This is a genomic window from Dactylosporangium sp. NPDC005572, from assembly GCF_040605515.1.
Taxonomy (GTDB): domain Bacteria; phylum Actinomycetota; class Actinomycetes; order Mycobacteriales; family Micromonosporaceae; genus Dactylosporangium.
Window position 1 is genome coordinate 16,974 of the sequence record NZ_JBEXCY010000042.1, and the last position, 13,672, is coordinate 30,645.

The 13,672-nt window shown below is 71.2% G+C and carries 11 protein-coding genes; 4 read left to right on the forward strand and 7 right to left on the reverse strand.

Annotated elements, in window-relative coordinates; translation table 11 throughout:
- Positions 1–80 precede the first annotated feature (80 nt).
- Together ABZS66_RS21625 and ABZS66_RS21630 are read left to right on the forward strand one after the other, a co-directional pair.
- Positions 81–1,385 (forward strand): FAD-binding protein, encoded by a 1,305-nt coding sequence (locus ABZS66_RS21625; protein WP_354760272.1) that lies wholly within the window; start codon positions 81–83, stop codon positions 1,383–1,385.
- 51 nt (positions 1,386–1,436) lie between these two features.
- On the forward strand, positions 1,437–2,345 hold the full coding sequence (locus ABZS66_RS21630) for an acyl-CoA desaturase (RefSeq protein WP_354760274.1): 909 nt from the start codon (positions 1,437–1,439) through the stop codon (positions 2,343–2,345).
- Here ABZS66_RS21630 and ABZS66_RS21635 read toward each other — a convergent pair.
- Positions 2,333–2,833 (reverse strand): pyridoxamine 5'-phosphate oxidase family protein, encoded by a 501-nt coding sequence (locus tag ABZS66_RS21635; protein WP_354760276.1) that lies wholly within the window; start codon positions 2,831–2,833, stop codon positions 2,333–2,335. The two genes, ABZS66_RS21630 and ABZS66_RS21635, sit on opposite strands and share 13 nt — an antisense overlap.
- Positions 2,834–2,862: 29 nt before the next feature.
- On the opposite strand from ABZS66_RS21635, the gene ABZS66_RS21640 reads away from it, so the two are divergent.
- The gene (locus tag ABZS66_RS21640; protein ID WP_354760278.1) at positions 2,863–3,225 is read left to right on the forward strand and encodes an Mth938-like domain-containing protein; all 363 of its coding nucleotides are present in this window, start codon (positions 2,863–2,865) and stop codon (positions 3,223–3,225) included.
- A 26-nt stretch (positions 3,226–3,251) separates the two neighbouring features.
- Here the strand turns inward: ABZS66_RS21640 and ABZS66_RS21645 are convergent, their stop codons facing one another.
- Positions 3,252–5,300 (reverse strand): phosphocholine-specific phospholipase C, encoded by a 2,049-nt coding sequence (locus ABZS66_RS21645; RefSeq protein ID WP_354760280.1) that lies wholly within the window; start codon positions 5,298–5,300, stop codon positions 3,252–3,254.
- A 151-nt stretch (positions 5,301–5,451) separates the two neighbouring features.
- On the opposite strand from ABZS66_RS21645, the gene ABZS66_RS21650 reads away from it, so the two are divergent.
- A complete protein-coding gene (locus ABZS66_RS21650) occupies positions 5,452–5,994 on the forward strand; it encodes a shikimate kinase (protein ID WP_354760282.1) in 543 nt (180 codons plus the stop codon).
- Here ABZS66_RS21650 and ABZS66_RS21655 read toward each other — a convergent pair.
- The 5 genes from ABZS66_RS21655 to ABZS66_RS21675 all read right to left on the reverse strand — a co-directional run bounded on the left by ABZS66_RS21655 (position 5,986) and on the right by ABZS66_RS21675 (position 13,669).
- On the reverse strand, positions 5,986–7,026 hold the full coding sequence (locus tag ABZS66_RS21655; protein WP_354760284.1) for a LacI family DNA-binding transcriptional regulator: 1,041 nt from the start codon (positions 7,024–7,026) through the stop codon (positions 5,986–5,988). The genes ABZS66_RS21650 and ABZS66_RS21655 overlap by 9 nt on opposite strands.
- A 94-nt stretch (positions 7,027–7,120) precedes the next feature.
- Positions 7,121–8,395: a DUF1996 domain-containing protein gene (locus ABZS66_RS21660; RefSeq protein WP_354760286.1), complete on the reverse strand. Its 1,275-nt coding sequence runs from the start codon at positions 8,393–8,395 to the stop codon at positions 7,121–7,123.
- Positions 8,392–10,545 (reverse strand): discoidin domain-containing protein, encoded by a 2,154-nt coding sequence (locus tag ABZS66_RS21665; RefSeq protein ID WP_354760288.1) that lies wholly within the window; start codon positions 10,543–10,545, stop codon positions 8,392–8,394. Before ABZS66_RS21665 ends, ABZS66_RS21660 begins: the two co-directional genes overlap by 4 nt.
- Positions 10,546–10,919: 374 nt before the next feature.
- Positions 10,920–12,038, reverse strand: coding sequence for a cellulose binding domain-containing protein (locus ABZS66_RS21670; RefSeq protein WP_354760290.1), 1,119 nt, complete (start codon positions 12,036–12,038; stop codon positions 10,920–10,922).
- Between the two features lie 98 nt (positions 12,039–12,136).
- Complete coding sequence (locus tag ABZS66_RS21675; RefSeq protein ID WP_354760292.1) at positions 12,137–13,669, reverse strand: CehA/McbA family metallohydrolase; 1,533 nt, start codon at positions 13,667–13,669, stop codon at positions 12,137–12,139.
- Positions 13,670–13,672 lie beyond the last annotated feature (3 nt).

The window sequence follows — 13,672 nt, forward strand, 5'->3', positions numbered from 1 at the left end:
CGGTTCAGGTCAGGTTCAAGTTCGCTCCAACCCGCGTACCGCACGGTGGTCCCCGACAGCCACCGACGCGAAGGACCACCGTGACCACCACTGCCAGCTCGCTGCGCGGCCTCTGCGGCGGCGCCGTCCACCTGCCCGGCGATCCGGGCTACGACACCGCCCGGGTGCCGTGGAACGTCGCGGTCGACCAGCGGCCCGCCGCGGTGGCGTACCCGGCCGACGTGGTGGAGGTCGTCGAGGTGGTGCGGGCCGCGGCGGCGGCCGGGCTGCGGGTCGCGCCCCAGGGCACCGGACACAACGCCGGCCCGCTCGGCCCGCTCGACGACGTGGTACTGCTGCGGACGTCGGCGATGACCGGCGTCGCCGTCGACCCGGGGCGGCGCATCGCCCGCGCGGAGGCCGGCGCGCTGTGGGTCGACGTGGTCGAGCAGGCCGCGACGCACGGGCTGGCCGCGCTGCACGGCTCCGCCCCCGACGTCGGCGTGGTCGGCTACTCGCTCGGTGGCGGCCTCGGGTGGTACAGCCGGAGCCTCGGACTGCAGGCCAACCGGATCACCGCCGTGGAGCTGGTCACGGCGGCCGGCGAGCGGGTGCGCGCCGACGCCGGGCACGAGCCGGAGCTGTTCTGGGCGCTGCGGGGCGGCGGCGGGAACTTCGGCGTGGTCACGGCGATCGAGTTCGAGCTGTTCCCGATCGAGCGCGCCTACGCGGGGCTGCTGGTGTGGGACTGGACGCACGCGGAGCGGGTGCTGCCGGCCTGGGTGTCGTGGGCCGCCGACGCACCGGACGAGATCACCACCGCGCTGCGGCTGGTCCAGCTGCCTTCGCTGGTACCGGGGCGGCAGTTGATCGTCATCGACGGCGCCACGCTCGGTGACCCGGGCGTGCTGGCGCCGCTGCGGGCGCTCGGTCCGTCGCTGGACACCTTCGCGACGGTACCGGCGGAGCAGCTGATCCGCCTCCACATGGATCCCGAGGGTCCCACGGCCGGCGTCTCACGGTCGGCGGTCCTCGGGCCGCTGCCACCGGCGGCGCTGGACGCCCTGCTGGCGGTGGCCGGCCCCGGCTCGGGCAGCCCGCTCATGGTCACGGCGGAGCTGCGCCAGCTCGGCGGCGCGCTGCACCGCCCGGCGGCGGGCGCGGGCGCGCTGGCCTGCGTCGAGGGCGATTTCCTGCTGTTCAGCGGCGGCCCCACCGGGCTGGACGAGGCGGCCCGGGTCGTCGACGCCATGCGACCGTGGGCCGAGGACCGGGCCTACCTCAACCTCACCGAGACGGCGATCGACACCGCGCTGGCGTTCGACGCGGCGACCTGGGCGCGGCTGCGGGCCGTACGGGCCGCCGTCGACCCGGGCGGGCTCATTGTCGCCAATCACGTCATCTGACGGCTGCTTGCGCGCGGGGTGCCGGTCACGACGGGCGTCTATGGTCGCGGCGTGAAGCCCCTCCTCGGACACAAGCGGCCGGTGCCGGCGCACGTGGCCGTCTACGCGTTCGTCATCATCCCGTTCCTCGCGCTGCTGGCCGCCGTGCCGGTCGCCTGGGGATGGGGCCTCGCCTGGCTGGACATCGTGCTGGCCGGGGCGTTCTACGTGGTCACGTGCCTCGGGGCGACGGTGGGCTTCCATCGGTACTTCACCCATGGCGCCTTCAAGGCCCGCCGCTGGCTGCGGATCGTGCTCGCGGTCGTGGGCAGCATGTCCGTGCAGGGCCCGATCCTGCACTGGGTCGCCGACCACCGCCGCCACCACGCCTTCGCCGACAAGGAGGGCGACCCGCACTCGCCGTGGCTGTTCGGCACGTCGCCGCTCGCGCTCGCCCGCGGCTTCTGGCACGCCCACCTCGGCTGGGTCCTGGACCGCAACCTCACCAACCAGGAGCGGTTCGCGCCCGACCTGCTCGCCGACCGGGACATGCGCATCGTGCACCGCCTCTTCGGCCCGCTGACGATCGTCACGCTCGCCCTGCCGGCCGTGCTCGGCGGGCTGATCAGCTGGAGCTGGTGGGGTGCGATCACCGCGTTCTTCTGGGCCGGCCTGGTCCGCGTGACGGCGCTGCACCACGTCACCTGGTCGGTGAACTCGGTCTGCCACATGATCGGCGACCGTCCGTTCGCCGCCCGCGACCGCTCGGCCAACTTCTGGCCCCTCGCGATCCTGAGCATGGGCGAGTCCTGGCACAACCTCCACCACGCCGACCCGACGAGCGCCCGCCACGGCGTCCTGCCGGGCCAGATCGACATCTCGGCCCGGCTGATCTGGCTGTTCGAGAAGGCGGGCTGGGCCTGGGACGTGCGCTGGCCGACCCGCGAGCGGGTGGCCCGGCTGCGGCTTCAGAACGCGTAGGCGGTCTGGCTGTAGGGGTCCTTCCCGAACGCGGTGACCTTTCGTGGCGCGACCCGGTACACGTCGGCGGCACCGGCGCCGCTGGCGTGATGGAACTGCCCGTCCCGGGGCTCGAACCGCCACTCCTCGCCGTACTTGCCGAGCCACGCCGCGGCGGCCCGCTCCAGCGCGGCGGGGTCGGCGACCTTGACCGCGTCGCCCTCGACGACCACGTCGAGCCCCTCGTGCAGCGCGTTGACGCCGGTGGTGACGGCGACCGCGGGGTTGTTGCCGAGGTTGACCGCCTTCTGCTCCTGCGGCCCGGTGCAGAACCAGAAGGCGTCGTCCAGCCACACCCCGATGAGCGGCGTGACGTGCGGGCGGTGACTCGCTCTGATCGATGTCAGCCAGTACACCCCGGCGTCGCCGAGCGTCGCTTCGGTCCGCTCCCAGGGGACGGCGGTGGCGATGGGGTCGCTGTATCGTTGGTCGAGCTCGGATTTCGGCACGGTTCTGACCTTTCGGAGGTTTTGTCCCGATGCGCTCACCCAGAATTGTGGCATCGTCCTGGGGCAAGCTGCACGTCGAGGGCCTGGGCGTGGTCAAGGACCTGAAGGCGTGGCCGGGCGGCGCCCGCGAGTGGGACTGGTCCGAGACGGGCACCCGCCACTCCCCCGGCATCCAGGTCGCGGACGTGGAGGAGCTCCTCGACCACGGCGCGACCGTGGTGGTGCTGTCGCAGGGCATGGAGGAGCGCCTGGAGGTCGCGCCGTCGACCGTCCAGGCGCTGGAGTCCCGCGGCGTCGAGGTGCACGTGGCCCCGACGCCGGAGGCGATCGCCCTCTACAACGACCTGACCGGGACGACCCCGGTCGGCGGCCTGTTCCACTCCACCTGCTGACCCTGCTGACCCTGCTGACCCGGGGCCTACAGGAGGCCGCCCAGCAGGGGGTCGGTGATGGAGTCCGCGCCGTTCTCGATGTGGCCCGCGTACTCCGCCTCGAAGCCCGGGGCCGTCAGGGTGAGTCCGTACCAGCCGCGGGTCTTGCGCACCGACCAGTCCTCGGCGCGGGTCTCGCCCGGGCGCAGGGTCAGGCGGCGGCGCGGCGAGCCGTAGCGGTCCGTCACCGACAGCTCCACCCGGGACGATCCGGTGTTCGTCAGCTCCAGGACCAGGCGGTCACGGGGCTCGTCGTAGCGGGCCCGCACCGTCACGGCCGCGCCGGTCGCCGTGCCCTGGAAGTGGCGGTAGAAGCCGTTCGGGCCGTGGACCGCCACGTCGTACGCGCCCGCGACCAGGGGCCACTCGTCCGACAGCTGCTTGCGCGGCTCCACCGTGTACGTGCGCGGGGTGCCGGCGGAGGAGCGGACGTGGTACACCACCGTGGCTCCTCCGGCGTTGCGGAAGTCCACGGCGAACCCGCCGCCGGCGCGGCGGCCGTCCGCGTGGTGCGTGTAGGGGATCGCGCGGGCCGGGCGCACGCCCTGCTCCTGGCGCGGCAGGCGGGGGTCGGCCGGCGGGACCGGCACCTCGTCGGGCTGCCGCGTCAGCGCGGACGGCTTGAACGTGTCGGTGTCCGGCAGGTCGACCCGCCGCGACGCGTTCGGGGTGCGGAAGTCGAACGCGCTGGTCAGGTCGCCGACGACCGCGCGCCGCCAGGGCGTGATGTTCGACTCGACCAGGTCGCGGTTGCCGCGCGCGAAGCGCGCCTCCAGGAAGCGGATCAGGGACGTGTGGTCGAACAGCTGCGAGTTGACGTAGCCGCCCCGGGTCCACGGCGACACGATGAGCATCGGCACCCGCATGCCCAGGCCGTACGGGCCGGGGACGTGGCCGGCGTCGCCGGCGAAGATCTCGTTGGTCACCGGCACCGTCGACAGGCCCTGCTCGCGCGAGGCGGGCGGCGTCGGCGGTACCAGATGATCGAAGAAGCCACCCTCCTCGTCATAGGTGATGAAGAGGGCCATCTTGCTCCACACCTGCGGGTTCGACGCGAGGATGTCGATGACCTTCGAGGTGTACCAGGTGCCGTAGCCGGGCTCCCAGTTCGGGTGCTCGGTGTACGCCTCGGGGGCGACGATCCACGACACGGCCGGGAGCCGGCCGGCGCGCACGTCGGCGGCGAAGTCGGTCAGCAGCGCGTCGGGGCTGCGGTCCAGCTTCGAGATCTCGGTGCCGGTCTTCGCCTTGGCCAGCGGGGTGCCGGGGGCGGCGTTCTGGTACTGGTGGAAGTACAGCAGCGAGTTGTCGCCGTAGTTGCCGATGAACGGGTCGCCCGTCCAGCCCCAGTAGCCCTCGGCGGTGAGGCCGACGCCGACGTCCTGGTAGACCTTCCACGAGATGCCCGCGCGGTCGAGCCGCTCGGGGTAGGTGGACCAGTCGTAGCCGAGCTCCGCGTTGGTGATCACCGGGCCGCCGGCCTTGCCGTCGTTGCCGACCCAGCCGCTCCACATGTGGTAGCGGTTCGGGTCGGTCGGGCCGAGCAGCGAGCAGAAGTAGTTGTCGCAGATCGTGAAGGCGTCGGCGAGGGCGTGCTGGTACGCCAGGTCGGCCCGGGTGTGGTGGGTCATCGCGGTGACGCCTTTGTTGGGCACCCACTGGTCGTGCTGCCCGCCGTTCCAGGCGGCGTGGGTGTCGTTCCAGCCGTGCGGCGGGTCGGGCAGGAACGTCTGGCCGAGGTCGCGCACCGGCGGGCGGAACGGCAGCAGGTCGCCCTGACCCGAGGCCTGGTGCCACACCGGCTTGCCGGAGGGCAGCTTCACCGGGTGCGGGTCGCCGAACCCGCGGACGCCGCGCAGCGTGCCGAAGTAGTGGTCGAACGAGCGGTTCTCCTGCATGAGGAACACGACGTGCTCGACGTCCTCGATCGACCCGGTCCGATGGTGGGCGGGGATCGACAGGGCCTGCTCGAACGGCAGCGGCACGGCGGCAGCCGCCGCGAGCTGGAGAAATGTACGCCGGTCAACGTTTGCCATGTCCCCGGACGCTAGACGCGGCGAGTGGCCCGGGGGCGGCACCGAGGTGAACCTCGGGCGCCGGACCGTCGCATGTCAATCCTCCGGAAAAGACCCGACTTCTACCCGCATGATTGGCGAGCGCCCGAGGACCGCCGCGTAGAGTGCGCTGGTGCGGCGGGTATCGGTGGTGGGCAACTCCGGCTCGGGCAAGACGACGGTCGGCCGCGCGCTCGCCACGGGGCTGGGCGTGCCGTTCGTCGAGCTGGACGGCATCTTCCACCAGCCGGGCTGGCAGCCCCTCGGCACACCCGAGTTCCGCGACCGGGTGTCGGCCGCCTGCGCCGGCGACGGCTGGGTCATCGACGGCAACTACAGCGCGGTCCGCGACCTGATCTGGGCCCGCGCCGACACGGTGGTCTGGTTCGACCTCCCCCGCCGCACGATGATGCGCCAGCTCCTGTTCAGGACCCTCCGCCGCGGCCTGACGGGCACCGAACTGTGGAACGGCAACCGCGAACGCCTCGGCGACCTGCTGAGCACCGACCCGCAGGAGTCGATCCTCCGCTGGGCCTGGGCCAGGCACGAGACGTACCGCACCCGCTACCGCACCGCCGCCACGGCCCCGGAGTGGTCGTCGCTGACCTTCGTCCGCATCGCGTCGAGAACCGACGCCCGCCACCTCCTGGAGCGAGCCGGCGTCTCGTCAGGCTGAGGCGCGCAGGACCAGCTCCGGGTTGAAGATGACCGAGCGGGGGGAGCGGGTCGGCTCGCGGAGGCGGGTGAGGAGCAGCTGGGCCATCTCGCCGGCCATCTCCTCGACCGGCTGGCGGACCGTGCTCAGCGGGGGGTGGCACTCCAGCGCGGCCGTGCTGTCGTCGAAGCCGATGACCGCCACGTCCTCCGGGACGCTCCGGCCGGACTCCTGCAGGACGCGCAGGGCGCCGTCGGCCATGAGGTCGTTGGCCACGAAGATGCCGTCGAGGTCCGGGGCCGTGGCCAGGAGCTTGCGCACGGCGCGCTCGCCGCCGGCCCGGGTGAAGTCGCCCTCCACGTGCAGGGCGGGGCCCAGCTGGTGGGCCGCCACCGCCGCCTCGTACCCCGACAGGCGGTCCTGGGCGGCCGGCATGTCCAGTGGGCCGGTGATGGTGGCCAGGCGGCTCCGGCCCAGGGACACCAGCCGGTCCACCGCCATCCGGACGCCCGCGCGCTGGTCGACGTCGACGAAGCTGGTGTTCACCGGCCGGCCCGGGCGGCAGGACAGTACAACTGGAACACCCAGATCCACCAGCTGGGCCGGCAGCGGATCGTCGACGTGGCTCGAGATGAGCAGGGCGCCGTCGACATGGCCCTGGCGCAGGTAGCGCAGCAGGTGCGGCCGGGCGGGCGGGTCGGCCAGGAAGATGACCAGGTGGATGCCGAGCGGGCGGAGCACCTCCTGCGCGCCGGCGGTCACGCGGCCGAGGTACGGGTCGGTGAACATCCTGGTCAGGAACGGTGTCTCGTAGCCGCTGCGCTCGGGCTCCGAGACCACCAGCGCGATCGAGTCGGTCCGCCGGGTCACGAGTGAGCGGGCCGCGAGGTTGGGCACGTAGCCGGTCACGGCGATCGCGCGCTCCACCGTGCGGCGTAGCTCGGGGTCCACGGTCTGTACGCCGTTGATGACCCGGGACACGGTCGCGCGGGACACCCCGGCGTAGTTGGCGACCTGCTCAAGGGTGGGCGGTCGCGAGTCGCTGCCCGTCATGGTTGTCACGGTAGATCGTGCCCCGTAGCGATGAGGAGCCGCGGGTGGACGGACTCGGCGCATCACGTCCACCCGCGGCCGGCTTGTCATTTACCTACGGACGCCCGTCGGCGCCACACTTGATCTTCGGACGGATGCAGTCGTTGACGCGGCGCTCCATCTCGGCCTGCGGCCAGGCGTTGAAGAAGTCGCCGTGCATGGTGAACCCGGCCCCCGACGACAGCCGGATGCGTGCCGGGTCACCGTTGACGGGGTACCGCAGCACCTGCCGCAGCTTCGGCACGTGCACCGGGTGGGTGCTCGGGCAGGCGTTGTTGACCGGGTACGCCATGTGGCTCTTGTGGTCGGCGGAGTCCAGGTCGCGCCCGTTCCAGCACTGCGGGAAGTCGAGGTACGACTCCAGCATCGAGTCGGCCGGGCAGTTGATGAAGTCCTTCCCCGCGCCGGCCTCGTTGTGGTGCAGGCAGGACCAGCGGGAGATGGTGGTGGCGTCGGGCGCCGTCGCCTTGGCGTTGCCGGCGACGATCCGCAGCCCGAAGGGCAGCGGCTGGGTCTGCTCCCGGACGGCGTCGCTGACCCCTTCACCCAGGTAGTAGAACGTGGTGATCACGGGCTCCACCGGCACGTTGTCCTTGTACAGGGTGGGCACCCAGTACGAGGACCTGTCCACCGCCGGGTTGCAGTTGCTCGGCCCGTTGGCGAGGTCGTTGACCGTCGTGTTGGCATTGGTGACGGTACTGCCGAAGAAGCTGTGCATGTGGGAGGCGCCCGCCAGCCCGGGGAAGACGATCGGGTCGTCCGGCAGGCGGTGCGAGAACGGGCAGTCGGCCAGGAACTCCGCCACCCGCACCACGTTCGGCGGGATCGTGGTCGGCGGGGTGGTCGCGCCGCCCGTGCCGAACACCTGGAACTCCCACAGGGACACGCCGTACTGCGTGGCCCGCCGGGTGGTGTTGATCCGCACGTAGCGGCCGGAGCTGCTGACGTTGAGGGTCTGCACCCCGCCGGTGCCGTTCACGGTGGTGTTGATCGTCGTCCACGAGCTGCCGTTGGCCGACGTCTGGATGGTGAAGTCCCGGGCGTAGGCCGCCTCCCAGTTCAGCACGACCCGGGTGATGGTCGCCGAGGCGCCCAGGTCGACCTGCAGCCACTGCGGGTCGCTGAACGCGCTCGACCAGCGGGTGCCGGCGTTGCCGTCGACGGCGTTGGCGGCGGGCGAGCCGCCGTTCTCCACCGAGGACGCCGTGGCCGGCTTGCCCTGCGAGATCGGCACCTCCGCCGCGTCGGCGGCGGTGAGCATCCGCATCCCGACCGCCGCCGCGACGACGGCGGTGAGGGATGCCCCGATGATCAGTCGACGGAGTCTCATTTGTACACCCGCACGTAGTCGACGTACATGCGCGACGGGAACGGCGTGGTGGCGTCGATCGGGCCGGGGAAGTCACCGCCGACCGCGAGGTTCAGGATCAGGTAGAACTGGTGGTCGAACACCCAGGGACCACGCGTGGTCTCGACGGTGTCCTTGTCGGCCACCAGGATGACCTGGTTGTCCACGCGGAACGTCATGTGCTTGCTGTCCCACTCGACCGAGTACAGGTGGTAGTCCAGGGACAGGTCGACCGTGGAGATCTTCTGGCCGTAGCCGCCACCGCCGTTGTAGGCCGGCGCGTGCAGCGTCGAGTAGATCTCGTTGGTGTTCCGGCCGAGGATCTCCATGATGTCGATCTCGCCGTTGTACGGCCACGGGCGGCCCTGCAGGAAGTCGGTGCCCATCATCCAGAAGGCGGGCCAGAGGCCGTTGCCCTTCGGGACCCGGACACGCGCCTCGACCCGGCCGTACTGGGTGGAGAACTTGTTGCTGGTGTTCATCCGGTGCGACGTGTAGTCACGCCCGCCCTGGGTCTCCTTGCGGGCCTCGATCACCAGGGAGCCGCCCTGGATGCTCACGTTGCCGTTGTTCGTGTAGTACTGGATCTCGTTGTTCTGGCCGGTGCCCGGGTCGATCGTCCACTTGGCCGGGTCGGGCAGCGTGCCGGTGTTGAACTCGTCGGCCCAGACCAGGTTCGTGGCCGGGAACACCGGGTCGGCCGGCTGCGCGGGCGGCTGGGTCGGGTTGCCGCCGGTGCCGTACACCTTGAACTCCCACAGCGAGTAGCCGTAGCCGTTGGAGCGCTGGGTGCCGTACATCCGCACGTAGCGGCCGGAGCCGTTGACCGTGAGGGTCTCCCGGAAGCCCTTGCCCGTCGTGGTGGTGTAGATCGGCGTCCAGTTGGTCGCGTCGTTCGACGTCTGGATCTGGTACGACACGGCGTAGGCCGGGTCCCACTGCAGGACGACCTGCTTGATCTGCGCGACGGCGCCGAGGTCGACGTAGATCCAGCCCGGGTCGACCCAGCCGTTGGTGGAGCTGGTCGCCCAGCGGCTGGCCGCGTCGTTGTCGAACGCCTTGTCCGGCGAGCACGGGTTGCAGTTGACGTCGTTCTGCCAGGTGGAGGCCACCGCCGGCTTGTTGTACGACAGCAGCACGTTGGTGCCGCCCGGGTTGCTCGGGCTCGGGCTGCCGGGCGTGTCACTGGTCGTCGGCACCGTGCCGCCGACCCGGATCGCGAACTCCCACAGCGAGTAGCCCCACTGCGTGGCGCGGGCCGTACCGTTCACCCGGACGTACCGCCCGGCCGTCGGCGTGACCGTCAGCACCTGCGTCCCGCCGGTGCCGGTGGTGGTGGAGTAGACGTTCGTCCACGTCGTGCCGTTCGACGACACCTGGATCTGGAACGCCGTCGCGTACGCCGCTTCCCAGTTCAGCGTGACGCCGCAGACGAGCTGGCTGCTGCCGAGGTCGACCTGCAGCCACTGCGGGTCGGCGGCGGCGCTGGACCAGCGGGTGCCGAGGTTGTTGTCGACGGCGCTCGAGGCGGGCGTGCCCGCGTTCTCGGTCGAGGACGCGGTGGCGGTCTTGCCGATCGCGACATTGGCGGTGCCGCAGGTGCCCGGGTTGTCAGGAGTTCCGCCGTACACCTGGAACTCCCACAGCGAGACGCCGTACTGGGTCGCCTTGGCGGTGGCGTTGAGGCGCACGTAGCGGCCGTTGCCGGTCACGGTCAGGCTCTGGTTGCCGCCGGTGCCGGTGGTCGTGGTGTAGATGTTCGTCCAGTTGGTGCCGTCGTTGGACGTCTGGATCTGGAACGCGGTGGCGTAGGCCGCCTCCCAGTTCAGCGCGACGCGGCTGATCGCCTGGGCGGAGCCGAGGTCGACCTGGATCCACTGCGGCACGGTGAAGGCGCTGGACCAGCGGGTGCCGGTGTTGCCGTCGGTGGCGCTGGCGGCCGGCGTCGCCGCGTTCTCGGCCGACGATGCGGTCGTCGGCTTGCCCTGCGAGAGCAGGGTCTCCGCGGCGTCGGCACGGGTCACGACCACGACGAGGTAGGCGCACAGCATGGCGGCCACCGCGAGCGCGATGGTGCCGTATCGCAGCGCTCTGGTGGATCGATGGCCGGGGCGGGGTACCGACCAATCCATAGGAGAACTCCATTCGTGGGGGTGTTGCGTGGCGGTAGCTGAGAGAGCGCTCTCTCAGATCCGTTCACAATGCGCCCTAGGTCGAGGCGTGTCAATCCTTGTGAGGGAATGGGAGAGCGCTCTCCAAGCATCGATTCCCTGCAGGTCACGCCCCGATGACGGGTGGTAACCCATGGAAGAACGCTGATCGCCGCGGGTTCGGGAGCGCTCTCTCCCGCACGCCACCCACCAGCATTTTCGCGCGCCGGTCTTGGAATTGTGGCGCCGCGAACCTCCCACGATGCCCGGTTTTGTCAGGCGCCACAAAAGGGGCGCGGGGCGGACGCGAAGCGGCGGGGGAGCCGTCCGGACTCCCCCGCCGCCCTCCGGTCAGATCACGAGCAGGTCAGCGACGGCACCGGGTTGCCGCCCGAGTACGACGCCTGGAACCCGAACGTGGTCCTGCCACCCGCCGGAATCGTGCCGTTGTAGGAAGCGTTCCGCGCCGTGACCGCCGTGCCCGACTGCGAGACAGTCGCGTTCCACGAGTTCGTGATGCGCTGGTTGCCCGAGAACGACCAGCCGACCGTCCAGGCCGAGATCGCCGAGCTGCCCGTGTTCGTGACCGTGACCTCGGCGGTGAAGCCGCTGCCCCAGTCGTTCTTGACGTACGTCGCCGAGCACTTGCCGCCGCCCGGGTTCGGCGGGGGCGACGACGACGTCGGCGGGTTCGACGTCGGCGGCTGGCCGTCGGTGGTCACGCTGAACGAGTTGACCGCCAGGCCCTGCCCACCCGTCCAGGGCTCGAAGCCGGCCTGGAGGCTGGTGAGGTACCACGAGGTCTGGGCGTAACCCCGCGACACCGTGTCGTTGAAGAACGTCGCCGGGGCGAAGTTCAGCGACCCGGTGCCCTGCGTCCGCACGTACGAGATCACGTTCCAGCCGATGTTGCCGAACCACACGTCCCAGGTCCCACCGGCCAGGTTGACCGTCGCGACGCGGGAGCCGACCGGCTGCGGCGCACCGGCGTGGTTGAGCCAGATCATGATCTCGGCGCCGGTGTTCTGCCCGTCGGTGCGCGGCGTCGGGTCGAACCAGATGTCGTACGCCGCGTCCCACTGTCCGGACCCCGGGTAGCTCATGCTGACGCTGCTCTGCAGCGTCGCGAACCGGGCGTCGCTGACCCGCAGCGGCAGGATGCTCCCGCTGCTGCAGTTGGCGTAGTGGCAGCCGTAGTACACCGACGGGTACGACGCGGGCGCCCCGTTCGTCGGCACGTTGTGGTTGGCCTGCGAGATGCTGAAGCCGGTGCTCGTCACGGTGATGCACTGCGGCTGGTCGGTGCCCCAGACGTTGTTCTGCACGACGTACCGCCCACCCTGGATCGTGGTCGAGCCGTACTTCTCGCAGATCACGGTGTCCGCGGACGCCGATGTGGCGGTGAGGACCACGGCGGTGCCAGCCGCCGCGAGGAGCCCGAGCGCGGCGAGCCCGGCCTTCCATCTTCCGATCATGTGTGTCTCCCTTCCATCGAGCACCATGAGCGCCCGACGGAAGGGAGGTGGTCCACCCGTCACATTTTTCCCATTTTGTACGGCTGGAGCAGCGAAACTTACCGATGTCCCCCGACCCGGCCCAGGAAGATCGGGTTCGTCAGCGCCACCATCGTGTCCGCGGTCGTCGGGGTCGGCGTCTGCCGACGCACCTCGGCCCGCACATAGTTCGAGTTGCGCGGGTTGGTGGTCCAGCTGACGGTGCCCGTACCCTCGGCCGGCAGGAGCGTCGCGAGCCGCTGCCCCTGGTCGGTGACGAGCCGCACCGCGCAGCCCCCGGCGCCGCTCACGGCCAGGGTCACCGTCACCGGCTCGTCGTCGCCGACCTCCAGGCGCTGCCCGATGCCCACGGTCCGCCCCTTGGCCGCGGCCGTGAAGGTGAGATCGACGCCCGCCGACTCCGCGATCCACAGCCGCCCGGCCCGGACCCCGTCGAGGATCGAGCGCCGGTCGAGCCCGCCGGCGTGCACGACGTTGTGCGGCAGCCCGACGACCTGCGGCTCGCTGTGCGCGTCGCTGTTGCCGACGGCCGGGATCCACTGCCCGGTGCGTCCGCCGGCGACGAGCAGGCTGTCCCAGTTGGCCACGACGGCCTCGTCGTCGAGCGTCCACGGCCCGTTCCACACCTCGACCGCGTCGAGCCCCGCGAACCCGAACCGCCACCCGCAGGCCACGCAGGTGGCGAGCGGGTGCGCGGCAACGGCCAGCCCACCGGCACGGTGGATCTGCTGCACGAAGCGCGCGAGCGCCCCGTCGCTGGCCCGGTACCGCCAGTCGATCCAGGTCCCGGCCGGCAGCCCGAGCGCGGTGAAGTGCCCGTTGCGCGTGGTGATCTCCTCACCGTCGACGATGAGCAGGTCGTCGCCGGCGTGCTGCCCCCAGACCCCGGCCGCGCTGGAGGTGTTGTGCTCGGTGGACACGAAGAAGTCGAGCTTGGCGGCGCGGGCGGCGGCGGCCAGCTCGGCGGGCTGCCGGCGGCCGTCGGAGTGGACGGTGTGCAGGTGCATGTCGCCGCGGTACCAGGCCGACCCGCGCCCCTTCGCCTTGACCGGCGCGGGCGTGGGCTTGAACGGCGCCCCTTCGGCACCGAACGTGAGCGTGACGTTCAGCGTCCAGTTGAGCCCCTGCGGGTGCACGGTGTACGGACCGAAGATGACGTGCCAGGTACCTTTGCGGATGGGTCCGGGCAGGTAACCTGGGGTGGCGTCCGAGGCGGACACGGTGAACTCGGTGCGGAACCCGCCCGACCACCCGCGGAACCCCCGCGAGTCCCCGAGCTCGATCCCGTTCTGGTCGAACAGCCCGATGTCCAGCGCGTTCCCGTTCTGCCCGGGCGGCGCGGCGGGCCGGTCGTAGCTGTAGCTGACGGTGATCCGGTTGACCCCGGCGGGAATCTCCAGCGGCACGTAGACCCAGTCCGGCGCCCCGTACTCGATCCGCCCGCTGATCGTGCGAGTCTGCACACTGTCGCCCTCGGGCGCCGGCGCGGCCGCAGCCTCGAAGGCAACGGGATCGAGCGTGACGGCCCCACCGGCGATCCCGGTCGCGGCCCCCACCTTCGCACTCGTGATGAGCAGTTGACGACGATCCATGCC